The sequence below is a fragment of the Sphingomonas radicis genome (assembly GCF_051400635.1).
GTDB lineage: Bacteria > Pseudomonadota > Alphaproteobacteria > Sphingomonadales > Sphingomonadaceae > Sphingomonas.
This window is the reverse complement of record NZ_JBLFFG010000002.1, coordinates 797,115-823,634: the sequence shown is the minus strand read 5'-3', so window position 1 is coordinate 823,634 and position 26,520 is coordinate 797,115. Positions and strand designations below refer to the sequence as shown.

The following is a 26,520-nucleotide window of genomic DNA, read 5'->3' as shown; positions in this document are numbered from 1 at the left end:
GGTCATCTGTTGCCGTTCTGCGCGCGGGCGATCACACCGCGATACTGCTTGCCGGGATACCAAGGCGCTCGCAGCAGACCGTCATAGCCCGGCAGCGCTTCGACGTAGCGGGCCATGCGTCGCCGCATATCGGCATCGGGGATCTCGCCGCGCAGCGCTGCGACATTCTCCTCCGCATGGGCGGGCACCGAAGTCGCGCACAGCACGCACGTCACTGCCGGATGGCCGAGCACCCATTTGAGGAAATAGTCCGCCCAATTGGCGATCCCCAGCTCGCGCGCGAAATCGGGCAGCGGCCGCGATCCGACGAGGTTGAACAGCCTCGCCTTCTCGAAGGGCATATTAACGAGCACGCCTACGCCCTTATCGGCCGCCATCGGCAGCAGCCGTTCCTCCGCCTCTCGCATCGCGATCGAATAGTGGAGCTGGGCGAGATCGAGATCGCCGCGCTCGATCCATTGGCCGAGCGGCTCGTAATAGGCATCGTCGTGGTGTGAGACGCCGATATGGCGGATCAGTCCCTCCTGCTTCCATTCCTTCAGCCGCGGCAGCACTGTGTCGACATTGACGAGGCTATGGCATTGGACCGCATCGATCCGGCTGCGCCAGAGCCGCTGCATCGATCGGTCAAGGCTCTGGCGGGCGTGGCTGGAGTCCCCGAGGTACTCGCCCGTTTCCCACACCTTGCTCGCGATCCATAGCTGGTCGTTCATTCCGAACATCGCCGCGACGTCGCCGACATTGACCTCGCCCATGCCGTAGAGCGGTGACGTGTCGACCACGTTGCTGCCGCCCACGACATAGGTCTTCATCACCTGCGCGAGATGCCGGCGGTCGGCGCCGGGCAGCAGATCGAACGTCAGGAAGGTGCCGAGGCCGATCGCGGAGATTGCCTCGCCAGTTTTTGGGATGGTCCGCCGATGTGGCTCCCCGGTTTGGCCCAGGGCAAGTCCAGGAAAAGCAGCCGCTGCTGCCACACCGGCGCAGGTTTGGACAAAGTTACGACGCGTGAGCATAAATCCTTCTCTGACATCCGGCTCATACCCCGCTAGTAACGGCTTGGCCTTGCCGCCGCTCGTCGCATCCTGATCTATCTTGGTCCGATCGTGACGCCTGCGTATGAGCGATGCCCCGCTGAGGACGTCACGATGTCAAATGCAGAGCCCGACATCCGCAGGGTCACTCCGCGCGCAAGCGATTGGGTGAACGCACCCTTCGCCGGCGGAGCGTTCGACACCGGAAGTCGAGCTGCCACACCACTCGTCGAGGGCTTCATCCGAACCTCCCACGACATGCTGTTCGTCACCCTGACCGGAGGCGCGCGCCAACTTGAGGTCCGCGCCGACTGCGGCCACCGCTTCCAAGGGCCTGAGACCATGGGCGCGGTCTCGTTCGTACCAGCAGGCTGTGAGCGGCGCTTCGTCTTGCAGGACGTGCGTTCCCGCTGGGCCTCGATCTCGCTCCCCACCGACATGTTCTCCCGCCTATGGCCGGACACCTCAGCCCCGTCCGCGGGAGCCTTCACCAATGAGCGCCACCCGTTCGTCGTTGCTGCCGTTGCCGAATGCGCACGTCTTCATCGCCTCGATGGGGATTTCGATCCCGCCTATGCCGAAAGTATGGCGGCTGCACTTGTGCACTATCTCAGCCGGCGCCACGGCGCGTTGCCTGACGAACGAACGGCCAGCCGGCTCACCGACCGACAGATGCGCGCAGTGCAGGATTATATCCGTACCCATATCGGCCAGCCGATCTCGGTTTCGGCCCTCGCGACCGTCGCGGGCGTATCCACCGGCCACTTCTTTCGTTCATTCCGGGAAACCAGCGGAATGACGCCGCTTGCCTGTCTTCAGCGCATGCGCATCGCCAGGGCGGCGGAGATACTGGAGGACGAGGCAGCATCCGTTACCGAGGCAGCGCTTCGCGTTGGCTTCTCCAACCTTGGACATTTCACCCGCGTTTTTGCGGGGATAATGGGGGTTCTTCCTTCCGACTATCGCCGCGCCGCACGGACCAAACGCCCCGAGCGAGCGTGAATGGTAAGATCTTGCGGCGGCGTCTAAGGACTGCGAGCCGGATCATCAGGCCTCGTCTCTGAAGGCCTATCGGCTTCTGGAGCACCGCGCGTCTTCCACAGCGAATAGGCGATCCCGGCGGCAATCAGCGCGAAGGTAACGCCCGCGCCCGAGCAGCTGCGCGCGGATACGTGTCATCCTCCACGACGATCTGGCGCTGCCGTGGAGAAGAGCGCAGCCACCAGCGGCTTGCTCCTTGAGCCGGGCGCAGCGGAACATTTGAGTCTCCTGGGGATCTGGAATTCGAGCGAGCCCGGCGAGGCCGGGTGCGCCACCTGTCAGCTCTGACGGCCGACACACTTACTCCGCTTCGACTTCGATCTGCTCGGGGGTGATTTTGACGATCCGGGCGAAGCCATTCATCTCGATCGCCTGAGCAAGGGCCAGCGTGTCGCCTGCTCGGAAGACGCCGAGAATCCGTTCGTCCGGAACCTGGCCGTTGCGGAAGACCAGCTTTTGGCGTGCATAGCGGTTCATGTCACCCACGGCCATCGCGAGCGGCTCATCGACGAAGGACAGCCGGCCGGTAAGCCAAGTCGTCGCCTGGTCCGGGTCGATGCGATGAATCGCCCAATCGTTCCGGGCGAGGGTGACGAGCTGGGTTCCGGCGTCGATGCGGGCGGTATGCGCCGCTGGCTGGGCGCCGCGGCGTTCGGCGACCTCTACCGTTCCTTCAACGACGGTCACGATCACCCTTTCGGCGTCGATCCGCACTTCAAAGGCAGTGCCGACCGCTCGCACGCGCTTGTCTCCCGCCACCACGACGAACGGACGTTTAGGGTCCTTGGTCACCTTGAAATAGGCGCGGCCGCGTCGAAGCGTTACGGTGCGCGCGGTGTCGTCCATGCGAATGGCGATCTCGCTGTCGGTGTCGAGCGCTACTCGCGATGAATCGGGGAGGATCATCCGCTTGCGCTGGCCTACTTCGGTAGCGAAGCTGGGCGCAGGCGCGGCGGCGATGCGCGTGGCCGGCTCGTCCCCCATCCATACGAGGGAAATCAGCCCGGTGACTGCGAGCACCAGCGCAGCCGCGATGGCCGCAAAGCGCCTTGTCGGCGCGACCGCTTGGAGGCGCGCGAGATCGGCATCGACCGATCGGCGGATTCGTGGATCGTCGGCCACCATTCCGGTGAGTGACCAGATACGCTCCATCTCGAGCATCGCCTCTTCGTCGAGCGAGGTCGCAGGCTCTTCCGGTCCGTCTTCGCCGCTCCGGCGGCGCAGCAGGAGGTCCGCGGCGCGGAACCGGCGAGCTTCGCGTTGCGGGCGCAGTCGCCGTATCATGCGTCGCTATCCAGCAGTTCAGCGAGCCGCACCAGCGCGCGCTGGATCAGTTCCTTCACCGAATCGCGCGATATCCCCATGCGAACGGCGATTTCCTGATACGTCATTTTCTCGAAACGATGGAACTGGAACGCGGCGCGTGCCCGTGGAGGCAATGCGAGGATCGCCTGGACGGTCCGTTCATATTCATCTGCGCCGATGACGATGCGTTCCGGGGAGAGCGTATCTACCGGGTCGGAGGCTTCGGTCAGCGGCTCATGTGCGCCGGCATGCCGGGCCTTGAGATAGCGGTGGCGGGAGATCAGAATGTTGCGGGCCACAGTAAAGATGAACCGGTCGACATTCTGGATCGGCGCGTCGCCCCGCATCGCATGCAGCCGAAGGAAGACTTCCTGCACGAGATCGTCGGCATCCACCTCGCTGACGCGCCGGGCGAAATAGCTGCGAAGGGCAGGGCCGTGCTGCCGTGCCCAGCCCGCGAGGTCCGGATGCGCGGGAGACGCGCCGCTCACGGCCTTCTCCCGCTGCAATGTCGACGCGCCCCTCCACATCGCGCTATCCATCCCGTCGCGCCGAAGGCCAGGCCTTCGGTGGTTGCCCCCTCCCTGAAGGGATTGACGCCAACCGGCATGAATGGGGGGGATCGCAGCGCGAACATATCAGCTGGCCTGCTGTTGCGTGTCTGCGGCCGGAGACGGCTGGGTCCAGACGACTGTCTCGCCCGCGCGCAGCCCGGACAGGACCTCGACGCCGGCCGGCGTCACACGACCCACCCGGATCTGCCGGTCGACGATTCTTCCGTTGGCACGCACCCGGACACGCGCCAAGGGAGCGCTTCCCTGCACCGCCTCGGGCGGCAGCACGATCGCTGCCGGTGCCTGATAGGTGGTTACCGCGACCGCGGCGGTCATGCCGATGCGGACGTTGCTCGCCTGCCCCGGAGGAAGGGCATCGAGCTGGGCTCGCGCAACGAAACGGGTGGGGCCGGTTGCCGGCCCCGAGGACGAAGTCTCCGCAGCGACGGCGCTCAGCCGTCCGCGCAGCGCGAGCCCTGCGAAGCCCGATCCGGTGACCACGACCGGCTGCCCCACCGCTAGGGCATTCACATCGGCTTCGTCGACTTCGAAAGTGACTGAAAGACCGCCGTCGCGCGCGAGCGTGGCGAGCAATTGCCCGCGAGTGACGCGGGTACCTGGATGAAGCGGCCCTTCCGCGCCTCGCGCGCCTGCGACCGGCGGCGCCACCATCACGCCGGAAGCGGGGGCACGCACCAGGGCCTTGCCTATGTCGCCTTCGCTTCGGCGCAGTTCGGCATGCGCATTCTCGAGGTCGAGACGCGCCACGCGCGCGGCAACGCCATCGCCGCGGGCAAGCGTTTCCGCCAGCTCGTCGCGCGCCGCGGCGGCAGCCATGTGTTGAGCGGCGAGCTGCTGCTCCACACCGTCGTGCTCGTTGCGTGGGATGAGCCCCTTGTCGAGCAGCCGCCGGCTTTCGCGGAGCTCGCGTTCTAGCCGCGCCAGCTCGAGTGCCGCGAGGGTGACTCGCCGCCGGGCCGCGGCCACTTCGGGGGCCTGCTTCCAATTGGCTATTTCAGCCGCCGGCTTGCTGGCTTTGAGATAAGTCGCTTCGGCCTGGTTGCGCGCGGCTAGGATCTCTTCTGTGTCGAGCGCCAGCAAGGGTTCGCCCGCTGCAACATGGGAACCATAGACGAAATGGACCGCGCGCACGGTTCCGTCGAACGGCGCGGTCACCGCGATCGCGTCTCCGGGCGCGATCTTGCCCGCGAACGCCAGGCTGGCGACGAAAGGCTGCCGCTGCACGAGCAGGCTGTGCTCCGGGCCCGCGCCGGCTTCGTCGGCAGTCGCGCGGGTCCACCACCACCCCAAGCCGCCCAGCAAAAGCGCGGCTGCGACCAGCCAAATGCCGAGCCGCTTCGCCCGGCCAAGATCCCCAAGGCGCTTCACTGGTCACTCCATTCGATGTTCCAGCTGTCGAGCGTCGCGCCGATCTGGAGATCGAAAGAAGTCAGCGAATCGAGATAGGCGACGACCGCGGCGACTTCCTGAACCTCCGCGGCGCGGAGGCCGTCCTGCAGCGACAGCACCTGGAAGTTGCTCGAACGTCCTGCGGCGAGCTTCTCGCGCTCGACGTCGACTGCTCGTGCGGCGAGCGCCTTGAAGCGTCGTGCTGCTTCGACCTGCAGCCAGGCGGCCTCCACCCGTTGCGCTGCGTCTCGCACCTGGGTCTCGACGGCCTGGTCGATCGCCTCCAGCTGAAGCTCGGCGGTGCGCAGCCCCGTGTCCGCCTCCACCACTGCCAGCTGCGGCGCAGGGTCCCCCAGCGGAATCGCCAGCTGAACCCCTATCCGATTGTCCGTCTGCGCGGGCAGTGGTCCGAGCGCCGGATCCCGCCCGCCGACCCGGGTCGCCGCGGCGACGAGCGACAGGTCCCAAAGCCGCTGGTTGCGTGCGATCCGCAGCCCTTCGCGGGCCTGTTGCACCACGCGCTGCTGCGCGAGGAGGTCCATCCGGCTCGCGCGGGCAATGGCGATCGCCCGTTCCAGGTCAACCGGCACCTGTTCTGCAGCGATTGGATCGGAGGCGACGATGTTGGTGCCGGGATCGACCGAGAGGAGCTCGAGCAGCGCGAGCTGCGCGGAATTGCGCTGCTGGCGTGTCTGATAGAGCGCCACTTGCTGGTTCGCCTGATCGGCTTCCGACTGGACGATGTCTGCCGCCGCCATCCGGCCAGCGTCGATCAGCTCGCGATTGGTGGCGATCAGCTCCGCCGTGCGCGCAAGCGCCAGCTCGGCGAGCCGGACCTGCGCCTGCGCCTGCTGCAGCGCCCGATAGGCGAACACAATGCGGCTGATTCCCTCCGAGAGCGTGTTCCTGAGCGAAAGCCGATCGATCGAATCCTGGAGTTGCGCGATCCGGACGGGAGCGCGGTTGACTGCGAAGCCACCGCCGCGCAGCAGCGGTTGGGTGATCGCAAGGCTGGCGGCATCGGCGTTGCCGCGCCCGTCGAGCCGCTCGCGCCGGTCCCAGACGAAGCCGATCTGCGCGCCGCTGGGCAGCAGCAGGCTGCCGGTGCCGCCGACGCTCGCACTGCCGATGACGGCGCCGGCGATATCCTCGCGGTAGAGATCGGCGACGATATCCAGCCGCGGGGCGAAACGTTGCTCCGCCGCGTGCAGCCGGAAACGTTGCGCGACCCGTTCGAGGAAGGCGGCCCGGATCGTGCGATTGTCGCGCAGGCCGAGCGCCACGGCATCGATCAGGCTCAGCGGAACGGGCTTGCCGATCATCGACGGGCGAACGCCCGAAGGAGGGGGTATCGGCGCGGAAGGCGACGCCGTCTGCGCCCGTGCGTTGAGCGACGCGAGCAGGGCGAATCCGCAGAGCAGCGCTCCCATGCCGCTGCTCGGGCGACAGGGCAGGGCATCAGTCCGCACGCAGCGCCTCGATCGGGTTGAGCCGAGATGCAGTGATGGCGGGATAGAGGCCGAAGACGAGGCCCATGCCACCGGCGGCGGCAGGACCGAGCGCGAGCGTCCAGGGCGCGAGGCTGAAGTCCCAGCCGGAGCTGCGCGCGATACCGAAGCTGATCGCTGCGCCCAGCGCCGAGCCCAGGACACCCCCTGCGCCGCTCAGCAGCACGGCTTCGGCCATGAAGAGCGAGCGGATGTCGGTGGGCGTGGCGCCGATGGCAGCGCGAAGGCCGATCTCGCGTTGACGCTCCATCACGCTCATCAGCATGACGTTCATCACGCCGATTCCTCCGACCAGCAGCGACACCGCACCGATCCCCGTCAGCATGCGCGCGTGCACTGCCTTTTGCTCCTGCATGGTGCGCAGGATCGATCGCGCGTCCAGCACCGTGAGCTTGATATCGGGGTGCGTGAGCCTGGCGCTGATCCGCTCGCTTGCCGCCTGGGTGTTCGCGCCGGGGCGCAAGCGGACCAGCAGCGCGTTCGGGCCCTCGTTCGGGACGAGACGCCTGGCACAGCCGAGCGACGTCAGCACGGTCATGTTGTAATCCACCGGATCGAGCGTCTCGGGCGCAACCGGCGCCAGTACGCCCACCACCGTGTAGCCATAGCCGCCTACCGATATGGCGCTGCCCGGGCCGACCTGCGCTGCAGGTCCCGAAAGCGCGCGCGCGGCGGCGCTGCCCAGCACTGCGGAAAGCGCGCAATCGTCGATGGGCCGCAGGTGCCGCCCCTCGGCAATGCGCAGACCGGTGAACGCTGCGAAGCCAGCGGGTGCCCCGAGCGTGGCGACATCGGCCATATGGGCATTCGCCCGCGCCGACGATCGGCCGGTAGCCAGCGGGACCGCCTCCAGCACGTCCGGGTCGGTCGCCGGCAGGGCGTCGATCGCGGCGCGCGACAATGCCGCCGCGCGATCCCCGGACGGCGCTGCCTGGATCTGCAGCATGTCGACACCGAGCTTGGCGAAGAGCTTGAGCGACTCACGCTGGGCCATGTGCCCGCCGTTCAGCATGGCGATGATCGACGCCGTTCCGATCACGATTCCGAGCAAGGCCAGCGCGGACCGGCGCCCCTGCGAGCGCAGGTTGCTCCACGCCTCGGACCAGGTGTCGCTCCCCAATGCGTTGTGGCGCGGCAGGCTGGCGATCATGCTTCGGTTCCCGACGAGCCATCCAGCACCCTGCCGTCGCGCATCGCGATCCGGCGCGAGCAGGCGGCCGCCAGGTCCCTGTCATGCGTCACCATCAATATCGTCACCGAAAGCATGTCGTTCAGGGACGCGAGCAGTGCCATGATGTCGCGCGCGGTACCGCTGTCGAGACTGCCCGTGGGCTCGTCCGCAAGCAGCAGCCGGGGAGAGCCCACCAGGGCGCGCGCGATCGCGACGCGCTGGCTCTGGCCTCCGGACAGCTGGCCGGGAAAATGATCGCTCCGGTCGGATAGCCCGACGCGGGCCAGCATCGCCTCTGCCGCCGCGCGCTGGTCGGCCCGCTGCACTCCGCGGTACTGCAGCGGCAGCGCTACATTCTGCCAGGCGGTGAGGCGAGGCAGCAGGTGAAAGGATTGAAAGACGAAGCCGATCAGGCGGTTGCGCAGGCGCGCGCTTTCATGTGCAGAGCAGCCGGTCGCGGGCAAGCCGTCGATCGACAGGCTGCCGCTGCTCGCCTGATCGAGCAGCCCTATCACATTCAGCAACGTGCTCTTCCCGGACCCAGAAGGCCCCACGATCGCGCAGAACTCGCCGCTGCCTACCGCGAGCGTCACGTCTTGAAGCACCGCAAACGCTCCGTCAGGCGCTGCGTAGTATTTGGACACCCCTTCCAGCCTGAGCACAGCAACCTCCGCCGCCGGAAGGAATGTTTTTGTTCACATGTTTGTCAATAGTGCCCACTTCCGACGCAAAAGGGCCGTTTCGTGTAAGTTGTGCGCTGCGGCGTGATACGGAATGTTGCAGTTGCGAGATGTAGATCTGCTTCCTGCCACGCTGGCCGACCAATATTTTTTCATCGATCCCCCCGACCATTTCCCAAGTGCGTCATATCTCTAGACTGCGGATAATCGCAGCAGGCGATGCGGGGCACGCTCCGCTCAGGAGGGGGAATCTATGGGTGCTACCGCGCCGAAGCTGCGTCATTTCTTGCTGATCGGGGTCGCCCATTTGGGATTGGTGGCGACGGTTGCTCCGGCTCAAGCGGCTTCGCGCGAGACGATGTTCCGGATCGAAGCGCAGCCGCTCGCCACCGCCTTGCGGGACCTGGCCATGCAGAGCGGGGTCTCGATCCTTGCAGACGCGACACTCACCCAAGGCAAGGTCGCGCCGCGTTACATGGCCACCAGCGGCGTCGACGCGGCGCTGACGGCGCTCCTCCAAGGCTCGGGGCTGACGTATCGCCGTCGCGGCAATCTCTATGTGGTGGTGGCGAGTCCTGCGGCAGCGTCGGCGCCCGCTGAAGCGCAGCAGCAGGAGACTGCTTCGCAGGAGGCGGTCGACAACGAGATCATCGTGACCGCGCAGAAGATCGAGGAATCGATTCAGGACGTACCCATCGCGGTCTCCGCCTTTTCGGGGGAGACTCTGGACAACCTCAAGATCGAGACCGGCGGTGAATTGCTGCGTTCGATCCCGAACGTTACCTTCTCGAAGAGCAATTTTTCCGGATATAATTTCTCGATCCGCGGGGTGGGAACCAAGGCGGTATCGGCGAGCACCGATCCTGCGGTCGCAGTGAGCTTCAACAACACCCCTCTGATTCGTAACCGATTGTTCGAGCAAGAGTTTTTTGACGTTCAGCGTGTCGAGGTGCTGCGCGGTCCGCAAGGCACGCTCTATGGACGAAACGCAACCGCAGGCGTGGTGAACGTGCTGCCGGCACTGCCGGCGGAGACCTTCGAGGCGGAGGTGGAGGCAGAAATCGGGAGCTACGAGACGCGGCGCGCGCGGGCGATGATCAACGTGCCGATCACCTCCACGCTCGCGATCCGCGCCGCCGGTGCCTACACCAAGCGCGACGGGTTCGAATACAACAGCTTCAACGACACGCGAGTGAACGGCCGCGATCTCTGGTCGACCCGCGTCTCGGCGCTGTGGGAGCCCACCGCCGGCGTACGGGCGAGCTTCATCTGGCAGCATTTCGAAGAGGACGATAATCGCTCGCGCAGCGGCAAGCAGCTGTGCACGCGCGATCCGGGACCCGAGCAGATAGGAGAGACGCCGGTTCCGGAGGCGCTGCGTGCTCGCTTCAGCCAGGGATGCCTTGCGCGGACGCTCTTCTCGGACGCCGCGTTCGGCGTTCCGAATGCCGAGAGCTTCCCCCATGTTTTCCTTGCCAGCAACATCGGCCTCGGCAACTTGCCCGATGGCACGCCGGTTTTCGCTGTGCCGCAGCTCACGGACCCTTTCGAAGGCGTCACCCAGTCGCGCGACCTGCGCGAGATATCGACCAGCTACGATCCGGTCTTCCGCGCGAAGAACGACTTCTTCCAGCTCAATCTGGATGTGGAAGTCGGGCAGGGGCTGCAACTGGTGTCGCAGACCGCCTATGCTCGCGATCGCTATTATTCGTCACAGGACTATAGCCGCTTCGCTTCCAATCCGATCTTCAACGATTCGACCAATCCGGATCTTCGCGGGCCGCTGGACCTTCCCGTCTACGCACCAAACCTGACGCCGGGAGGCATATTCACCGATCCCCAGCTCGGCGCCTCCGATCGCTTCCTCTCGGTCGATCTGAGCCAGTCGCGCAACGAGCAGTGGACCCAGGAGGTCCGGCTGCAATCCGCGTGGGACGGCGCGCTCAACTTCAACCTCGGCGCGAACTACCTCAAGTTCAACTCGCAGGATGACTATTATGTGTTCAGCAATTTGTTCACATTGAGCGCGCAATATTTCTACAATCTGGACGCCCAGTTCGATTTCGACAACAATCGCTACACGATCGGAACACGCCCGTGCCAGCCGGCAGGACCGGATGACGCAACTGCCGACTGCATCTATGTCGACCCCAATTCGTTGGACCGGATCAACGGGGACGGCCACAATTATTTCCGTAGCAAGAACGTCGTCGAGACCGAATCCTGGGCGCTGTTCGGCGAGCTCTACTACAAGCTCACCGACAGGCTGAAGCTGACCGGCGGGCTTCGCTACACCAACGACACCAAGACGAGCACGCCCTATCCGAGCCAGCTGCTCCTGGGGATTGGACCGGTGCTCACCGGCTCGACGGGCGGCAAGGTGGCGATCGGCTATCCGCCGCAGCCGGATATCGTGCAGAAATGGCAGCGCTTCAGCGGCCGCGCCGTGCTCGACTGGAAGCCCGACGTCGGCTTTTCGGACGACACGCTCGTCTATGCCTCGTTCGCGCACGGCTACAAGGGCGGCGGCGCCAATCCGCCCCGCGTGGATTTCGATCCCGAGATCGTGCGCTATCAGCCGCTCGCGCAGACCTTCGAGCCCGAATATGTCAACGCGTTCGAGATCGGCACCAAGAACGTCTTCGCGAACGGCAAGGCCGGACTTAACCTGACCGGCTTCTACTATGATTACACCAACTATCAGGTGTCGCAGATCGTCGACCGCATCTCGCTCAACGAGAATATCGACTCGACGTCGATGGGGCTGGAGCTGGAGGCGTGGTGGCAGCCCTCGCGCAGCTTTCGCCTCGACGCCAACCTCGGCTATCTGCGAACGCGCATCGCCGATGGCGAGCAATCGATCGATGTGATGGACCGAACCCAGGGCAATCCGGACTGGGTGGTCGTGCGCCCCTGGGTGCAAGTGCCGTCCAACTGCGTTGCGCCGCGCGTAGCGGTGGAGGCGATCCTAAACTCCCCGCTGACCCAAGCGCCCGATGGCGGCATCGGGCCCTATGCGCTGGCGGCGCTTTGCAGCGCCTCGAGCCGGCTGGGCGATTACGAGCCCGAGCTGCCGGAGGGGCAGGTACCCTATTATGCCCTCTTCGGGTTCCTTTACGATCCGCTGCTGCCCTATGATCCGACGCTGAGTCCGATTGCGCCGTTCGGGAGCACGGATCCGCGCAGCGGCGCGCCCAACGGGGGACGTGGCTTCTATGCCGATCTCAGCGGCAACGAACTGCCCAACTCTCCGCGCCTGACCTTCAACCTGGGCGCGCAGTACAGCCTGTTTCTGAACGAATGGAAGGTGACGCTGCGCGGGGACTATTACCGCCAGGGGCCGAGCTATGCCCGCGTCTACAACACCGAGTACGACAGATTGCGCGGGTGGGACAATGTAAACCTGGCGATCACGCTGGAGAATGTCCCCTGGGACCTGACGGCGCAATTCTATGTGAAGAACGTGCTCAACGACACGCCGATCACCGACGCCTTCACCAACTCCGATGACACCGGCCTCACCACCAACATATTCACGCTCGAGCCGCGCATCTTCGGCTTCCGCCTAGCCAAGCGATTCTAAAAGGGGGAGCGCTCAGCCTCCATATTGACATCAATGTTTATAATGGGTTTATGAACATGTGTGTCAGTATGGAGGCGGCGTATGCCGGACATGTTGCGTTCCCAACTTCTTGCGGCGGGGGCATTGCTGCTCTCATCTGCATTGGCTCTGGTGCCGGCACCCGCCGCTGGTGTCGTCGTGGCGGGTCCGGCAGCCACCGACAAGGTTTTGATCGGACGCTGGCATACGGAGCGTGAGGGGGGGGTGGTCGAAATCCATCCTTGCGGCCAAGCCTTGTGCGGGCGCGTCCTCGACGGTGCGCCGCTTCGCGCAAACCGGGACCAGCGCGACGTGCGCAATCCGGATCCTGCGCTCCGCGACCGCAAGGTGATGGGCCTGCGCGTGCTGAACGGGTTCACCGGCGGTCCGGAGAAGTGGAAGGGTGGGCCGCTCTACGATCCGGAAACTGGCAATCGAGCACCGTCGGGCACGCTCACTCTCGTCGACGCCCACACGCTCAAGGTGAGGGGGTGCATCGCCGCGTTCCTCTGCCGAACCCAGACCTGGCGCCGCGCCCGCTAGCGGGAGCCGATCATTGTGTCGGGAGCGCCGGCGCGATCATGCGCGGGAGCAGTTGGGCGATCAGCTCGCGCGTTGCGGCGTCGTCCTGTCCCAGCATTCGCCTCAGGTGCGGTCCGATCAGCGCGTCGCCAAAGGCGCAGACGGCGATCAGCAGAACGATTCCGCGGATCCGCGGCTCGCTGTCCGCGGCAAGGGGCACGCGTGCCCGCACTGCGGCCACCAGATCCGCCACCGCGCTCTCCAGCGTGTCGAAATATTCGAGCTCGCGCGCGAGCACCAGCCAAGCGGCGAGCTGGCCGGCGCCACCCTCGCCGAATGCATCGAACACCTTGTCGACCAAGCGTGAGGGCGCGTCCGCATCGGTGTGAAGCGCGCTCACCGCATCTCCCAGCGCATCGGCGAGATCGCGGATCATTGCTTCCATCAGCGCAGTCTGGAGCCCTGCGGCCGAGCCGAAATGGTGGAGCACATTGGAGTGCGACATGGCGATCGCACGGCCGACATTGGCAAGCGTGACTGCCGCCGGCCCTTTCTCGAGGAGCAAGGCGCGCGCCGCGACGAGCGCCTCCTCGCGCGCCTCCTCTGCCTTGCGCTTGCGCCGTTTGCCCGTGGACACCGTCATGACGCGCCCAGGCCGCAAAGAGCGGTGGGCGGTGTCGTCTTCCCCGCGCATGCTCGATCTACCAGCGTTTCTCCCGATCCGATCGGAGCCGCGAGGGAGCGACTTGACCGATCGGTCGTCAATTTGGTGGCTTCTTGCCTGCGACTGGCCCGCATTGATGCTTTCCTTGAACTCTATTTCCCGCGCTGCTCCCCCCGAAATCGCGCCGCGCGCGTCTTTCGAAGTGGGGGTGGCAGGAAGTGCCGCCTTCGAACGGGCATTCCAATGCCCAAAAAAACGAAGGAGAGGAATGATGATCAAGAAAATCCTGTCCGCGGGTGCCGTTCTGGCGTCCGCTGCGTTCTTGGTGCCTCAAGCGTCCGCCCAGACGGTTTCTCCGACCGGGCCTTTCACCCTGACCAACGTCGGCACGATCTCCGTCACCAAGGGGATCACGCTAAGCTGCGGTCTGACCGGTAGCGGCAACGTCAGCTCCAGCGGCGCGGCAAGCGTGACGAGCATCAATCTCACCGGCGGCCTCTGCGGGTCGATCGTCTTCTCGGGAACGCCCTATGCGGTTACTTCCACGTCGACGAGCTCGATCACGATCAATGGTGTCGTGGTTACCGCGATCACCGGCAATTGCGCCGGCAACCTGACCGGCTCCTTCAATCAGGCGACGGGTGAAATCACCTTCGCCAATGCGACGCTGCCGTCGACCTCGGGCGGAAATCCCTGCAGCATCACCGGCAAGGTCAAGACCACGCCGGCGCTATCGTTCACCATTCCCTGACTCGTCACCCGAGCCGGGCGGTTCGGCCCCCCGGCTCGGGGATTCTCTCACCGACTAGCCGGGCGGCAACTCGCCGCGCCCATGCGGAGGCGCCCCTCGACCCGGCGCTGAGGGCGCGCAGGCCGCCCGGCATTTTTTTGCCGGCCCCTACCTCAGGCATTTCGCCCCGGCGACCTTTCCATCGGAACTTGCCGCTTGACTGCCGCTGGATAATATTGACATTAATGTCAATATAGTTCCGCTGCCAGGGAGATATCGGAATGGCGTTCTGGATCGGCGTGTTGATCGTGGCGGCCTTCGGACTGACCCTTGCCGGTGCGCCCGCCTGGCTCGCGCTTGGGGTGCTTGCCGCCTGGCTGGGAACGGGCGTTGGCCTAGGGTTGGCAGGCATTGGGAGTGGAGCGGTGCTGGCCGTTGCGCTGCTTCCTCTCCTTGTGATTGCAATCCGGCCGCTGCGGCGCAGCTTGATCTCGCGGCCGCTCCTCCCAGCATTCCGCCGGGTGATGCCGCGCATGAGCCCGACCGAGCAGGCCGCGATCGACGCAGGCACGATATGGTGGGATGCCGAGCTGTTCGCGGGCAGCCCCAGGTGGCGCAGGCTCCTCGACACGCCCGCTCCCCAGCTCACGCCGGAGGAGCAACGCTTCCTCGACGTCGAGACGGAGAAGCTATGCGATCTTGCCAACGACTGGGAGACCACCTCGGTCTGGCAGGACCTCTCCCCTGAGGCCTGGGCCTATGCGCGCGAGCGGGGCTTTCTGGGGATGATCATTCCGAAGCACTACGGCGGACTCGGCTTCTCCGCCTATGCGCACAGCCAGGTGATCCAGAAGCTGTCGACGCGTTGCTCCGCGGCGGCGGTTTCGGTGATGGTGCCCAATTCGCTCGGGCCGGCCGAATTGCTGCTCCACTATGGCACCGAGGCGCAGAAAGACCATTATCTGCCGCGCCTCGCCCGCGGAGAGGAAATTCCCTGCTTTGCGCTCACCAGCCCTTATGCGGGCTCGGATGCTGCATCGATCACCGACACCGGCATAATCTGCCGGGGCGTCTGGAAAGGGCGCGAGACGCTGGGGTTCCGCGTCACTTGGAACAAGCGCTACATCACGCTCGCGCCGATCGCCACGGTGCTCGGCCTGGCCTTCCGCGTCCGCGATCCCGATGGACTGCTCGGTGGCGAGGAGGATCTCGGGATCACCTGCGCGCTGATCCCGAGCGGTCATCCCGGCGTGGAGATCGGCCGGCGCCACTGGCCGCTCAATGCGGTGTTCCAGAATGGTCCCACCGCGGGCGCCGATGTGTTCGTACCCATGGAAATGGTGATCGGCGGCCGCGACCAGGTAGGAAATGGCTGGCGTATGCTCATGGAGTGCCTGGCGGCGGGGCGGGCGATCTCGCTTCCATCTTCCAACGTCGGCATGTCCAAGCTCACGGTAGGCAGCGTGAGCGCTTATGCCGCGATCCGCCGCCAGTTCAACGTGCCGATCGGCATGTTCGAAGGGGTGCAGGAGCCGCTCGCCCGCATGGCCGGGCATCTCTATGCAATCGACGCGACGCGCCGGCTTGCGGCAAGCGCGCTCGATCAGGGCGAGAAGCCCTCGGTCATCTCGGCGATCGCCAAATATCACGTCACCGAACGCGCGCGGCTGATCGTCAATGACGGGATGGATCTGATCGGCGGCAAGGGCATCTGTATGGGACCGGGGAATTTCCTCGCGCGCGCCTATCAGCAGATCCCGATCGCGATCACCGTCGAAGGCGCGAACATCATGACGCGCGCGCTGATCATCTTCGGTCAGGGGGCGATCCGCTGCCATCCCTATGTGCTTGCGCTGATGCGCTCGGCGCAGGCGCAGGATCGCGCCGGGCTCGTCGCGTTCGACACGGCATTGTTCGGCTATTTCGGGTTCGTGCTGCGCAATGCCGCACGCGCATTTCTCTTCGCGACGCCGGCCGGCGCATTGCTTCGCGCGCCTGACGGCTGCGCACCGGCGCTCGCCCGATACTACCGACGGGCGACAAGGCTCTCGACCGGGCTCGCGCTGGCCAGCGACCTTTCGATGGCGACCCTGGGCGGCACGCTCAAGCGGCGCGAGACGGTTACCGGGCGGCTAGGCGATCTGCTCTCCCAGCTCTTCATCCTGTCCGCGGTGCTCAAGCGGTTCGAAGACGAGGGGCGCCCTGCCGAGGATCTTCCGCTAGTGCATTGGGCGGCGCGCGATACCCTGGCGCGCGCGGACACAGCGTTGCGCGAGGCAATCGCCAACCATCCGAGCCGCGCCGCCGCGTGGCTGCTGCGGCTGCTCGTCCGGCCCTTCGGCGGACGCGTCGATGGGCCTGACGATCGCCTTGCAGCCGCCGTCGCGAAGCTCGTCCAATCCCCTGGCGGCGCACGCGAGCGGCTGTTGGCCGGCTCGTGGACGCCGCGCATGGAAATCGATCCGATCGCAGCGACGCATATCGCGTTCGCGCTCTATCCGGCCGTGGCGGCGATCGAGCGGCGCCTCGGTCCCGCGATCCGCGCCGGGCGCATCGCGCGCCTGCCGCAGAACTTCCGCGCGCTGGGCGAATGGGCAGCGCAGGCGCAGGCGGCGGGACTGATCGATGCCGAAGAACGTGCCGCGGTCCTCCGGTTCGCCGAGCACGCCGATATCGCAATCCAGGTCGACGATTTCCCAAGCGACTTCGGCATGGCGGAAGGCCTGCGGCGACGGCGCGAAGCGGAAAACGATCGGGGGGCAGCGGAGGCAGCGGAATGACCGACCGCTATCTGCGCTTCGCGAATTCCGGCCCCGGGCAGTGGCTCACCGGCGCGCTCGGCCTGCCGCAGCCGGTGCCGATCAACCGCAACCCGCAACGGATCGTCCGCCGGGCCCTGCTGGCAGATGCCGGCGGCGGCGAGCTGGCGACGCTGGCCGAGGCGGAGCTCGCGCGGCTCGGCATCGCGCTCATGCCAGCAGGCAGCGCAACAGGGGAGGACATCGATGCCCTTCTTGTCGATGCGACCGGTTGCCGCACCATAGCCGCTACCGCACGGCTCCACGCGATCTTCCAGGGGCACCTCCACGCCGTGCAGCCGCATGGGCGCATCGTGCTCCTTGCGCGCAGTCCCGAGCAGGCAGCGGAGCATGAAGCGGCGGCGGTGTCGCGCGGGCTCGAAGGATTCGTCCGATCGCTCGCCAAGGAGGTGCGCAAGGCGATCACCGTCCAGCTGCTCTACGTCTGCGCCGAAGGCACGCCGGCGCTGGGGAGCACGCTGGCGTTTCTGCTCTCCGGCCGCTCCGCCTATGTCTCGGGACAGGCGATCCGGATCGGGATGGGCGCAGCGCCTCCGGCGACGGGTGGCGCGCGGCCCAGGGTGCTGGTCACCGGCGCCTCGCGCGGGATAGGCGCCGCGATCGCAGAAACCTTCGCGCGCCAAGGTGCGCATGTCGTAGCGCTCGACGTTCCGGCGGCGCAGGCGGCGCTCGCCGAGCAGGCGAGCCGGCTCGGGGGCAGCATGCTGGCGCTGGACGTCACCGCGGCGGATGCGCCGGAGCGGATTGCAGCAGATGCACGTGTCCGCGGCGGCTATGACGTTGTTGTCCATAACGCCGGCATCACGCGGGACAAGACCCTCGCGCGCATGACTGCCGAGCGCTGGAATGCGGTGATGGAAGTCAATCTCGCCGCGCCCATGCGCATCACCACGGCGCTGCTCGATGCCGGGCAGATCCGGCGGGGAGGCCGGATCGTCGCGGTTTCATCGTTGAGCGGGATCGCGGGGAATTTGGGCCAGACCAACTATGCGCTGTCCAAGGCCGGGGTGATCGGATGGATTCAGCGGCTCGCGAAGGACCTAGCGTCGCAAGGCATCACCGCCAATGCTGTCGCCCCGGGCTTCATCGAGACCCAAATGACCGCCGCAATTCCCTTCATGATCCGCGAGGCAGGCCGGCGAATGAACTCCATGGGGCAGGGGGGGCGGCCCGAGGATGTTGCCGAGACGATTGCCTGGCTTGCGGACACCGGCAGCGGCGGCATTTCCGGGGAGGTCGTCCGCGTGTGCGGCCAGAGCCTGCTGGGAGCGTGAGCGCTGTGGAGCCCGTAACGGTGATCGTCGGTGAGCCTCCCTCGCTGCCGGCGGTGCTGCTCGCAGGTCTGACGACGCTAGCCAGGCCCTCGCCGCTACATCCGGTGCTGCCGCGTCAGCGGCTCGTTCGCCCCCGGGTGATGATCGATCCGGCACATCTCGCGAGATATCGCCAGCTATGCGGGTTCGACGACGGCCATGGAGTGCCGCCCACCTATCCCCATCTGCTTGCATTTCCGCTGCATCTCAAGCTGATGATGCTGCGGGGCTTTCCCTATCCGATTGCCGGGCTGGTCCATGTTGCCAACCGCATTGTACAGCACCGCGCTATCGCCCCGGACGCGCCGTTGACTGTCTCGGCAGTGTGCGGGGCTTTGCGCACCCATCCGCGAGGGCAGGCGTTCACCATAGCGGCAACGGCCGGCCAGAACGGGAAGACCGTCTGGGAAAGCGAGAGCAGCTATTTGCGGATCGGTGCGCCCTCGCGGCTCGGCGAGCCGCTCGCCACGCTTTCTGCCGAAGGCGCCACGACCGAGATCGCGGCCGAGACCGTCACGCGTGCGATCGCACCCCGCTATGCGCGTCTCTCGGGCGATCGCAACCCGATCCACCTATCCTGGCTCGGCGCGCGGCTGTTCGGATTCAAGCGGCCGATCGCGCATGGCATGTGGACCAAGGCGCGAGCGCTGGCGCTCGCGCTGCCGGAACCCGTCGATCGGATCACCATCGACATATCCTTCCGTGCGCCGATTCTGTTGCCCGGCCGAGCCAGCTTCTTTGTCGGCAGCCGCGATCCTGCCGTGGATTTGGCGGTGCGAGACGGCGCGGGCGAGCGGCTGCACCTAGTCGGCCGGTTGGCCAAAGGCCCGGCATTTCAAGAGGAACCTCATGCAGAGCAGTAGCGCACTTCGCCGTGTGGCGATTGTCGGCGGTCGGCGGATTCCCTTTGCTCGCTCGAACACCGTCTATGCCGATGCATCGAACCAGGAAATGCTGACCGCCGCGCTCCAGTCGCTGGTCGATCGCTTCGATCTTTCCGGGCAGCGGCTCGGCGAGGTCGCCGCGGGCGCAGTGCTCAAGCACGCGCGCGACATCAATCTTACGCGAGAGTCGGTGCTTTCGACCAGCCTTTCGCCGGATACCCCGGCCTATGATCTCCAGCAGGCGTGCGGCACCGGGCTGGAAGCTGCGATCCTGGTCGCCAACAAGATCGCGCTCGGCCAGATCGACGTAGGGATAGCCGGGGGGGTGGACACGACTTCCGATCCCCCCCTCGCGCTCAACGAAGGCTTTCGGCGCGCGCTGCTGAAGGCAAGTCGTGCGCGCACCACCGGGCGCCGGCTGCGGGCGCTGGCATCCATCCGGCCCAGCATGGTGCTCCGGCCAGAGTTGCCGCGCAACGCCGAGCCGCGGACCGGCTTGTCGATGGGCGAGCATTGCGAACTGATGGCCAAGCGATGGGGTATCGCCCGCGCCGACCAGGACGCGCTGGCCGTCGCCAGCCATCGCAACCTGGCCGCGGCCTATGACCGCGGCGACTTCGCGGATCTGGTGACGCCGTGGCGCGGGTTGGCGCGCGACAACAATCTTCGGCCCGACAGCAGCATCGACAAGCTCGCCGCGCTCAAGCCGGTGTTCGATCGCGATACCGGCACGCTCACCGCCGGCAACTCGACGCCGCTGACCGACGGCGCTGCCCTAGTGCTGCTCGCGAGCGAGGACTGGGCACGCCAGCGTGGGTTGCCGATCCTCGCCTATCTGCGCGCGGGCGAGGCTGCCGCGGTCGACTTCGCAAGCGGGGCGGAAGGGCTTCTGATGGCGCCCGCCTATGCTGTGCCGCGCATGCTCGACAAGCTCGGCCTCACGCTCCAGGATTTCGATTTCTACGAGCTGCACGAGGCATTCGCCGCGCAGGTGCTATGCACACTGGCTGCCTGGGAGGATCCGGACTTCGCGCGCGACAGGCTGGGCCGCACGGTTCCGCCCGGACCGATCGACCGTGCCAGGCTCAACGTCAACGGCAGCTCATTGGCCGCAGGCCATCCTTTCGCGGCAACCGGCGGGCGGATCCTTGCGACGCTTGCCAGCCTGATCGACCGGCGGGGCGGGGGAAGAGGCCTTATCTCGATCTGCGCCGCCGGCGGCCAGGGCGTGGTGGCGGCGGTCGAGAAATGATCGCGGGTCCGATGCCGCTCGACGATGCGGACAGGCTTTGGGCGGAGCGGTTCTGGACCCGCTTCTATCGCCCCGGGGTGCCCGCCAGCATCGATGATGTCTTGCAGAATGCGGGAACCATGGCGGACGTCTTCGAGAGCGACGCCTTGCGCTATGCAGATCGCGAAGGGTTCGTCAGCCTGGGCACGGGCCGCACCTATGGCGAGGTGCTGCGTGACGCGAAAGCCTTCGCCGCGTGGCTGCAGAGCCTCGGCGTCGAAAAGGGCGAGAGGATCGCGCTGATGATGCCCAACTGCCTGCAATATCCGGTGGCGCTGTTCGGCACGCTGCTCGCAGGCGCCGTGGTCGTGAACGTCAACCCGCTCTACACTGCGCACGAGCTGGAGCATCAGCTGCGCGACAGCGGCGCGGTCGTCATCGTGGTGATGGACATGTTCGCGGCCACCTTCGCCTCGATTGCCGCACGGACCGAAGTTCGCCATGTCGTCGTCACTTCGATCGGAGACATGCTCGGTCCGATCAAGGGCCGCGCGATCGGGCTGATGATGCGCGCTGGCGGCCGGAGCACGCCGCCCTATCCAAGGCGGGGCGTGCACTGGTGGAAACGAGTGATGCGCCGCGCGCGCCGGCTGTCGTTGCAGCGGGTGGCGATCGCGCAGGAGGATCTGGCGTTCCTGCAATATACCGGTGGAACCTCGGGCATCGCCAAAGGCGCGATGCTCACGCACCGCAATGTCGTCGCCAATGTGCTCCAGGGGCGCGCTTGGGTGATGTCGCAGATCGGCGATGCCGAGGTGCTGACCAACGTCACGCTGCTGCCGCTCTACCATATCTTCTCGCTGACCGCGAACCTGCTGATGTTCACCGGTGTCGGCGGCCGCAACGTGCTGATCGCCAATCCGCGCGATACCAGGCGGGTGAGCTGGATATTGCGCAAGGAGCAGTTCGCCGGCCTCGCCGGTGTGAACACCTTGTTCGCCAGCCTGCTCGACGAGCCGGGCTTCCACGGACGGGATTTCTCGGCCCTCCGGCTGACCATCGCGGGCGGTATGGCCACGCATTCCGAGGTGGCGGCACGCTGGGAGGCCCTCACGGGCAAGCCGCTGGTCGAGGGCTATGGCCTGACCGAATGCGCGCCCGTAGTCTGCATTCGTCCTGTCGATTTCTCCGCGCCCGAGGTGATGGGCTACAGCGGCACCGTGGGTCTGCCGGTGCCGTCGACCGAGGTTCGCATGCGGCGCGCGGACGGGAGCTGGGCGGGGCTGGACGAACCCGGCGAGCTCTGCGTGCGCGGCCCGCAGGTGATGCGCGGCTATTGGCGCCAGCCGGAGGAGACCGCGCGCGTGCTTTCACAGGATGGCTGGCTCGCGACGGGCGACGTGGCGGTGATGGGCCGCGACGGCGAGGTCCGGCTGATCGACCGGATCAAGGACATGATCCTCGTCTCGGGGTTCAACGTCTATCCCGCCGAGGTCGAGGCAGTGATCGCAAGCCACCCCGACGTCGCGGAGGTCGCCGTGATCGGCGTCCCCGACGCGGTGAAGGGCGAGCGGATCAAGGCGGTCATCTATCCGCGCACGCCGCATCTGTCCGAGGATGCGGTTCGCGCGCACTGCCGCGAGCGGCTCACCGGGTATAAGGTGCCCTCAGTCGTGGAGATCCGCAACGAGCCGCTTCCGAAGACGAACGTGGGAAAGATCCTGCGGCGAGAGGTACGCTGATGGAGAGCAGGGGAGCGGACGTGATCGTCGTGGGCGCCGGGCTTGCAGGCCTGGTCGCGGCCACCCAGGCGGCAGCAGGCGGGGCCTCGGTGATCGTGGTCGACCAGGAACCCGAGCAGAATCTGGGCGGTCAGGCCTTTTGGTCGCTCGGCGGCTTGTTCCTGGTCGATTCACCCGAGCAGCGGCGCCTGGGGATCCGCGACAGCCATGCGCTGGCCTGGCAGGACTGGCTCGGCACAGCAGGGTTCGACCGGCCCGAGGACAAATGGCCGCGTCGCTGGGCGGAAGCCTATGTCGATTTTGCCGCAACCGAAAAGCGGGACTGGCTCCGGGAGCTCGGCATCTCGCTCGTGCCGATCGTCGGCTGGGCGGAGCGGGGGGATGGACGGGCCCAGGGCCACGGCAATTCGGTTCCGCGGTTCCACATCGCGTGGGGAGCCGGCCCCGGTGTTGTGAAGCCGTTCGCGGATCGAGCGCGCGAGGCCGAGCGCGGTGGGAGGTTGCGCTTCTTGTGGCGCCACCGGGTCGATGCGCTGGAGACGGCAGCCGGACGCGTGACGGGAGTATCGGGCGCGGTTCTGGCATCCGACGATGCGCTGCGGGGCGTGGCCAGTTCGCGCGAAGAGCGTGCAGGCTTCCGGCTTGAGGCTCGCAGCGTGGTCGTCGCGTCCGGCGGCATCGGCGGGAACCTCGACCTGGTGCGCCGCAACTGGCCCGAGCGCATGGGCGCGCCGCCCGCCTTCATGGTACAGGGCGTACCGGCCCATGTCGATGGACGGATGATCGGCATCGCGCAGGCGGCGGGCGGGAATCTGATCCATCCCGATCGCATGTGGCACTATGTCGAGGGCCTCAGGAACTGGCGGCCGATCTGGCGCAATCACGGCATCCGCATTCTGCCGGGACCTTCCTCGATGTGGTTCGATGCGGCCGGCGAGCGGCTGCCTGCGCCCTTTTATCCCGGGTACGACACGCTTGGGACGCTTCGCCATCTGCTCGAGGGCGGCAATCCCTACAGCTGGTTCGTGCTCAACCAGTCGATCATCCGCAAGGAGTTCGCGCTCTCAGGTTCCGAGCAAAATCCGGATCTGGTGAGCAGAAGCCTGAGGCGGACGCTTCGACGCGCCGTCGGGAAACGCGCGCCGGGCCCGGTCGAGGCGTTCAAGGAGCGCGGCGAGGACTTTGTTGTCGCGGGTGACATCGCCACGCTCGTCGAAGGCATGAACCGCGTCGGGGGAGCGTGTCTGCTCGACCGCGCCCGCATCGAGCAGGCGATCGTCGCGCGAGACCGCGAGCTCGGCAACCGCTTCTCCAAGGACTTCCAGCTCATGGGCATTCGCAACGCGCGGCTCGGCCTGGCGGAGAAGCTGATGCGCACCGCGCCGCCACGCCCGATCCTGGATCCGGCCAATGGTCCGCTCATCGCCGTCCGCCTCAACATTCTCACTCGCAAGACGTTGGGCGGGCTCGAAACGGACCTCGACGCGCGCGTGCTTCGAGCGGATGGCGAGCCTGTAGGCGGATTGTTCGCGGTCGGCGAAGCAGCCGGCTTCGGAGGCGGCGGCATGCACGGCTACCGCTCGCTCGAAGGCACGTTCCTGGGGGGCTGCCTGTTCAGCGGCCGCGCAGCGGGACGCGCGGTTCTTCAGGCTTGAGGAAGTGCCAGTTGACGCCCTGCGGGGCTCGCGGCTGCCCGGCTCGGCCGAGGGCTGGTTCGCGCTCCTGCGCGGCGCCGCGAGCGCCGAGGAGCGCGCAGCATTCGAGCGCTGGCGCGCGGAGCCCGGCAATGCGAGAGCCTGCGCACGACTCGAACAGGCCTGGGACCGCTCGATGTTCCTCGCGCACTCCAAGGTTGCGCTGGATCGGGACCTTTCGCGCGCGGCTTCGCGGATCCCCCACGGATGGGCCGCTGCGGAGGGGATTCTGCTGCTCCTCCTCACTGCGGGCGGGTTCGCTGCCTTTCATGCGGTCTGGCAGGGGAAACTCGCCGGAGCGAGCCCGGAGCGCGCCGTCGCCGAGGGAGGCGTGCGCTCGCTGCGACTTTCGGACGGCTCCCGCGTCACGCTCGACCGGCACTCGGCGATCGAGATACGATTGGCGGCGCGCGAGCGAAGGCTCCGGCTGCTGCGCGGACGCGCGCGATTCGACGTCGCGCCGGATTCGACGCGGCCTTTCGTCGTCGAGGCGGGCTCCGGGAGCGTGGTCGCCATCGGGGCCCTGTTCGAACGAACGCCTCGACCCTGAAACTCCGGCGCGTCCAATTTGTCCCATTGTCCGGTCAACGCTTGCTCCGTCACTTGAGCAAGACATTCAGGCGAACCCGCCATTTGGATGCGATGATAGCGCTCAGCTCCGGCAGGCTGGGAGGCAGAGCAAGCCGCGACGATTAGCGCAACGAGAAAGGGAACAGGCGGCCGTCTCACGCTTGAATGGTAGCGCCGTCGTTGATGTCCGCAATGGGCGCCTGCCGCAATTCGATCTCAAGCTCATCGTGCCGGCCGCTACGCACCCCAATCGCGGACGTTCAGCTACGTGACGACCAATCCCGAAAGCGGACGCTCATTTTGGATCGATCGCATCCTCCACAACAAGGAATGCGGCACCGCTTGTCGCGCGGCGGCTCGCCTCCTATCTCCGGGCGCAACCAAGCGGAGTGTGCAGCGACATGGATTTGGCCCTGACAGCAGCGTTTTCAAATCTCGCCGTCAGGAAAGCCACGATCCATGCCCTCCATTACCATCTCCAACCTCTCCTGGTCCTCGCCTGACGGACACACCGTCCTTTCGGACTTTTCGCTCAGCTTCCAGGCCGAACGCACCGGAATCATCGGCCGCAACGGCGTCGGCAAGAGCACGCTCCTCAAGCTCATTTCGGGCGATCTGACCGCGAATCGCGGCCGCATCGTGGTGGACGGCTCGGTAGGCACCTTGCGCCAGACGGTTCAGATATCCCCGTTCGAGACGGTTGCCGATCTCATGGGTGCGTCTGCCGGCGTCGAGCTGTTGCGCAAGGCGGAGGCAGGCAGGGCGTCGATCGACGAATTGACCGAGGCCGACTGGATGCTCGAAGCGCGCGCTGCCGAAGCGCTGGCCAAGGTAGGATTGGACGCGGAGCTGGATGCGCGTCTCGTCAGCCTTTCCGGCGGGCAACGGACCCGCGCGGCGCTCGCCGGCGTTCTGTTCCAGCAACCCGATTTCGTTTTGCTCGACGAGCCTACGAACAATCTGGACCGTGACGGCCGTCGCGCAGTTCGCGAACTGCTCGACGGCTGGTGCGCGGGTGCGCTGGTCGTCAGCCATGATCGCGAGCTGCTCGAATCGCTGGACGCAATCGTCGAGCTGACCTCGCTCGGCGCGACGCGATACGGCGGAAATTGGAGCGCATATCGGGAACGCAAGGCGGTCGAGCAGGAAGCGATCGAGCGCGATCTCGCCTCGGCGGAACGTCGGGCCGCAGAGGTCGCGCGCAAGGCACAGCAAGCCGTGGAGCGGCAGCAGCGCCGCGATGCCGCGGGCGGCCGTCGGGGTGCGCGGGGGGATCTGCCGCGCATATTGGTGGGTGCACGCCGCGACCGTGCGGAGAAGAGCGGCGGGGAGGGCGCGCGCCTCGCGGACCGGATGCGCGCGGAGGCCGATCAGTCGCTCGCCGCGGCGAGAAGCCGCCTCGAGCGGACCACGACCATGACCCTGCAACTGGCATCGAGCGGCCTTGCGGCAGGAATGCGCGTGCTCGACGTGGAGCATGTCCGCTTCGGATATGCTCCGGACCAGCCATTGCTGAACGACGTGTCGTTGCATCTGACCGGCCCGGAGCGGGTGGCGATCTGCGGCCCGAACGGCTCCGGCAAATCCACCCTGCTCAGGGTGATCACGGGCGAACTGGCGCCATGGGAAGGGCGAACGACGGTCCATGTGCCATTCGCCTATTTCGACCAGCGCGTAAGCATTCTCGACCCCGGAGTCTCGATCGCGGAAAATTTCCGGGCGCTGAATCCCGGCATGATCGACAATGATTGCCGGGCGGCGCTGGCGCGCTTCCAGTTCAGGGCCGATGCCGCCGATCGCCGCGTAGCGACCCTCAGCGGCGGGCAGCTGCTGCGTGCGGGGCTGGCTTGCGTACTCGGTGGAGTGAAGCCGCCGCCGTTGCTCGTGCTGGACGAGCCTACCAATCACCTCGACATGGACTCGATCGCTGCGGTCGAGGCCGGCCTGGGCGCCTTCGACGGCGCGCTTCTGGTCGTCAGTCACGACGATCGCTTCCTCGAGGCGATTGGGATCTCGCACCGGATCGAAATGGCTGCAGCCTAGCCCA

General features: G+C 66.5%; 20 protein-coding genes. 12 read left to right on the top strand and 8 right to left on the bottom strand.

The annotated features are described in order from the left end of the window. Window positions 1–2: 2 nt before the first annotated feature. Complete coding sequence (locus ACMGDH_RS10810; RefSeq protein WP_436827933.1) at window positions 3–1,016, bottom strand: aldo/keto reductase; 1,014 nt, start codon at window positions 1,014–1,016, stop codon at window positions 3–5. A gap of 186 nt (window positions 1,017–1,202) precedes the next feature. Between ACMGDH_RS10810 and ACMGDH_RS10805 the strand changes: the two genes are divergently transcribed. Beyond that, window positions 1,203–2,036 (top strand): helix-turn-helix domain-containing protein, encoded by an 834-nt coding sequence (locus ACMGDH_RS10805; RefSeq protein ID WP_436827932.1) that lies wholly within the window; start codon window positions 1,203–1,205, stop codon window positions 2,034–2,036. 339 nt (window positions 2,037–2,375) lie between these two features. Here the strand turns inward: ACMGDH_RS10805 and ACMGDH_RS10800 are convergent, their stop codons facing one another. The 6 genes from ACMGDH_RS10800 to ACMGDH_RS10775 all read right to left on the bottom strand — a co-directional run bounded on the left by ACMGDH_RS10800 (window position 2,376) and on the right by ACMGDH_RS10775 (window position 8,628). Further along, window positions 2,376–3,359 (bottom strand): FecR family protein, encoded by a 984-nt coding sequence (locus tag ACMGDH_RS10800; RefSeq protein WP_436827931.1) that lies wholly within the window; start codon window positions 3,357–3,359, stop codon window positions 2,376–2,378. Next, the gene (locus tag ACMGDH_RS10795; RefSeq protein ID WP_436827930.1) at window positions 3,356–3,922 is read right to left on the bottom strand and encodes an RNA polymerase sigma factor; all 567 of its coding nucleotides are present in this window, start codon (window positions 3,920–3,922) and stop codon (window positions 3,356–3,358) included. The genes ACMGDH_RS10800 and ACMGDH_RS10795 overlap by 4 nt, the downstream gene beginning before the upstream one ends. Before the next feature lie 96 nt (window positions 3,923–4,018). Beyond that, on the bottom strand, window positions 4,019–5,323 hold the full coding sequence (locus ACMGDH_RS10790; RefSeq protein ID WP_436827929.1) for an efflux RND transporter periplasmic adaptor subunit: 1,305 nt from the start codon (window positions 5,321–5,323) through the stop codon (window positions 4,019–4,021). Then, window positions 5,320–6,774: a TolC family protein gene (locus tag ACMGDH_RS10785; protein ID WP_436827928.1), complete on the bottom strand. Its 1,455-nt coding sequence runs from the start codon at window positions 6,772–6,774 to the stop codon at window positions 5,320–5,322. Before ACMGDH_RS10785 ends, ACMGDH_RS10790 begins: the two co-directional genes overlap by 4 nt. 28 nt (window positions 6,775–6,802) lie before the next feature. Beyond that, window positions 6,803–8,002, bottom strand: coding sequence for an ABC transporter permease (locus ACMGDH_RS10780; protein WP_436827927.1), 1,200 nt, complete (start codon window positions 8,000–8,002; stop codon window positions 6,803–6,805). Continuing rightward, on the bottom strand, window positions 7,999–8,628 hold the full coding sequence (locus ACMGDH_RS10775; protein ID WP_436828247.1) for an ABC transporter ATP-binding protein: 630 nt from the start codon (window positions 8,626–8,628) through the stop codon (window positions 7,999–8,001). Before ACMGDH_RS10775 ends, ACMGDH_RS10780 begins: the two co-directional genes overlap by 4 nt. Before the next feature lie 328 nt (window positions 8,629–8,956). Between ACMGDH_RS10775 and ACMGDH_RS10770 the strand changes: the two genes are divergently transcribed. Together ACMGDH_RS10770 and ACMGDH_RS10765 are read left to right on the top strand one after the other, a co-directional pair. Continuing rightward, window positions 8,957–12,286: a TonB-dependent receptor domain-containing protein gene (locus ACMGDH_RS10770; protein ID WP_436827926.1), complete on the top strand. Its 3,330-nt coding sequence runs from the start codon at window positions 8,957–8,959 to the stop codon at window positions 12,284–12,286. An 81-nt stretch (window positions 12,287–12,367) separates the two neighbouring features. After that, window positions 12,368–12,847, top strand: coding sequence for a DUF2147 domain-containing protein (locus ACMGDH_RS10765; RefSeq protein WP_436827925.1), 480 nt, complete (start codon window positions 12,368–12,370; stop codon window positions 12,845–12,847). Between the two features lie 10 nt (window positions 12,848–12,857). Here the strand turns inward: ACMGDH_RS10765 and ACMGDH_RS10760 are convergent, their stop codons facing one another. Beyond that, window positions 12,858–13,469, bottom strand: coding sequence for a TetR/AcrR family transcriptional regulator (locus ACMGDH_RS10760; protein WP_436827924.1), 612 nt, complete (start codon window positions 13,467–13,469; stop codon window positions 12,858–12,860). A gap of 292 nt (window positions 13,470–13,761) precedes the next feature. Between ACMGDH_RS10760 and ACMGDH_RS10755 the strand changes: the two genes are divergently transcribed. From ACMGDH_RS10755 to ACMGDH_RS10715, 9 genes are all read left to right on the top strand, one after another. After that, entirely contained in the window at window positions 13,762–14,241 is a 480-nt protein-coding gene (locus tag ACMGDH_RS10755; RefSeq protein ID WP_436827923.1) for a PraA/PraB family alkane oxidation protein activator, read from the top strand. A gap of 260 nt (window positions 14,242–14,501) precedes the next feature. Continuing rightward, window positions 14,502–17,000 (top strand): acyl-CoA dehydrogenase, encoded by a 2,499-nt coding sequence (locus ACMGDH_RS10750; protein WP_436827922.1) that lies wholly within the window; start codon window positions 14,502–14,504, stop codon window positions 16,998–17,000. Then, window positions 16,997–18,313: a 3-oxoacyl-ACP reductase gene (locus ACMGDH_RS10745; RefSeq protein ID WP_436827921.1), complete on the top strand. Its 1,317-nt coding sequence runs from the start codon at window positions 16,997–16,999 to the stop codon at window positions 18,311–18,313. Before ACMGDH_RS10750 ends, ACMGDH_RS10745 begins: the two co-directional genes overlap by 4 nt. Beyond that, the gene (locus ACMGDH_RS10740; protein ID WP_436827920.1) at window positions 18,310–19,215 is read left to right on the top strand and encodes a MaoC family dehydratase; all 906 of its coding nucleotides are present in this window, start codon (window positions 18,310–18,312) and stop codon (window positions 19,213–19,215) included. Before ACMGDH_RS10745 ends, ACMGDH_RS10740 begins: the two co-directional genes overlap by 4 nt. Continuing rightward, a complete protein-coding gene (locus tag ACMGDH_RS10735) occupies window positions 19,202–20,488 on the top strand; it encodes an acetyl-CoA C-acetyltransferase (protein ID WP_436827919.1) in 1,287 nt (428 codons plus the stop codon). The genes ACMGDH_RS10740 and ACMGDH_RS10735 overlap by 14 nt, the downstream gene beginning before the upstream one ends. Beyond that, the gene (locus ACMGDH_RS10730) at window positions 20,485–22,209 is read left to right on the top strand and encodes an AMP-binding protein (RefSeq protein WP_436827918.1); all 1,725 of its coding nucleotides are present in this window, start codon (window positions 20,485–20,487) and stop codon (window positions 22,207–22,209) included. The genes ACMGDH_RS10735 and ACMGDH_RS10730 overlap by 4 nt, the downstream gene beginning before the upstream one ends. Further along, the gene (locus ACMGDH_RS10725) at window positions 22,209–23,864 is read left to right on the top strand and encodes an FAD-binding dehydrogenase (protein ID WP_436827917.1); all 1,656 of its coding nucleotides are present in this window, start codon (window positions 22,209–22,211) and stop codon (window positions 23,862–23,864) included. Before ACMGDH_RS10730 ends, ACMGDH_RS10725 begins: the two co-directional genes overlap by 1 nt. A 4-nt stretch (window positions 23,865–23,868) precedes the next feature. Then, window positions 23,869–24,453, top strand: coding sequence for a FecR family protein (locus ACMGDH_RS10720; protein WP_436827916.1), 585 nt, complete (start codon window positions 23,869–23,871; stop codon window positions 24,451–24,453). A gap of 479 nt (window positions 24,454–24,932) precedes the next feature. Beyond that, the gene (locus tag ACMGDH_RS10715; protein ID WP_436827915.1) at window positions 24,933–26,516 is read left to right on the top strand and encodes an ABC-F family ATP-binding cassette domain-containing protein; all 1,584 of its coding nucleotides are present in this window, start codon (window positions 24,933–24,935) and stop codon (window positions 26,514–26,516) included. The last annotated feature ends 4 nt before the right edge of the window (window positions 26,517–26,520 follow it).

What these genes read in the sequence shown, in the direction of transcription:
- ACMGDH_RS10810 (WP_436827933.1), bottom strand. Translation starts at nt 1,016, where the DNA reads ATGCTCACGCGTCGTAACTTTGTCCAAACCTGCGCCGGTGTGGCAGCA.
- ACMGDH_RS10800 (WP_436827931.1), bottom strand. Translation starts at nt 3,359, where the DNA reads ATGATACGGCGACTGCGCCCGCAACGCGAAGCTCGCCGGTTCCGCGCC.
- ACMGDH_RS10795 (WP_436827930.1), bottom strand. Translation starts at nt 3,922, where the DNA reads ATGGATAGCGCGATGTGGAGGGGCGCGTCGACATTGCAGCGGGAGAAG.
- ACMGDH_RS10785 (WP_436827928.1), bottom strand. Translation starts at nt 6,774, where the DNA reads ATGGGAGCGCTGCTCTGCGGATTCGCCCTGCTCGCGTCGCTCAACGCA.
- ACMGDH_RS10780 (WP_436827927.1), bottom strand. Translation starts at nt 8,002, where the DNA reads ATGATCGCCAGCCTGCCGCGCCACAACGCATTGGGGAGCGACACCTGG.
- ACMGDH_RS10770 (WP_436827926.1), top strand. Translation starts at nt 8,957, where the DNA reads ATGGGTGCTACCGCGCCGAAGCTGCGTCATTTCTTGCTGATCGGGGTC.
- ACMGDH_RS10765 (WP_436827925.1), top strand. Translation starts at nt 12,368, where the DNA reads ATGCCGGACATGTTGCGTTCCCAACTTCTTGCGGCGGGGGCATTGCTG.
- ACMGDH_RS10760 (WP_436827924.1), bottom strand. Translation starts at nt 13,469, where the DNA reads ATGACGGTGTCCACGGGCAAACGGCGCAAGCGCAAGGCAGAGGAGGCG.
- ACMGDH_RS10755 (WP_436827923.1), top strand. Translation starts at nt 13,762, where the DNA reads ATGATCAAGAAAATCCTGTCCGCGGGTGCCGTTCTGGCGTCCGCTGCG.
- ACMGDH_RS10750 (WP_436827922.1), top strand. Translation starts at nt 14,502, where the DNA reads ATGGCGTTCTGGATCGGCGTGTTGATCGTGGCGGCCTTCGGACTGACC.
- ACMGDH_RS10745 (WP_436827921.1), top strand. Translation starts at nt 16,997, where the DNA reads ATGACCGACCGCTATCTGCGCTTCGCGAATTCCGGCCCCGGGCAGTGG.
- ACMGDH_RS10735 (WP_436827919.1), top strand. Translation starts at nt 19,202, where the DNA reads ATGCAGAGCAGTAGCGCACTTCGCCGTGTGGCGATTGTCGGCGGTCGG.
- ACMGDH_RS10730 (WP_436827918.1), top strand. Translation starts at nt 20,485, where the DNA reads ATGATCGCGGGTCCGATGCCGCTCGACGATGCGGACAGGCTTTGGGCG.
- ACMGDH_RS10725 (WP_436827917.1), top strand. Translation starts at nt 22,209, where the DNA reads ATGGAGAGCAGGGGAGCGGACGTGATCGTCGTGGGCGCCGGGCTTGCA.
- ACMGDH_RS10715 (WP_436827915.1), top strand. Translation starts at nt 24,933, where the DNA reads ATGCCCTCCATTACCATCTCCAACCTCTCCTGGTCCTCGCCTGACGGA.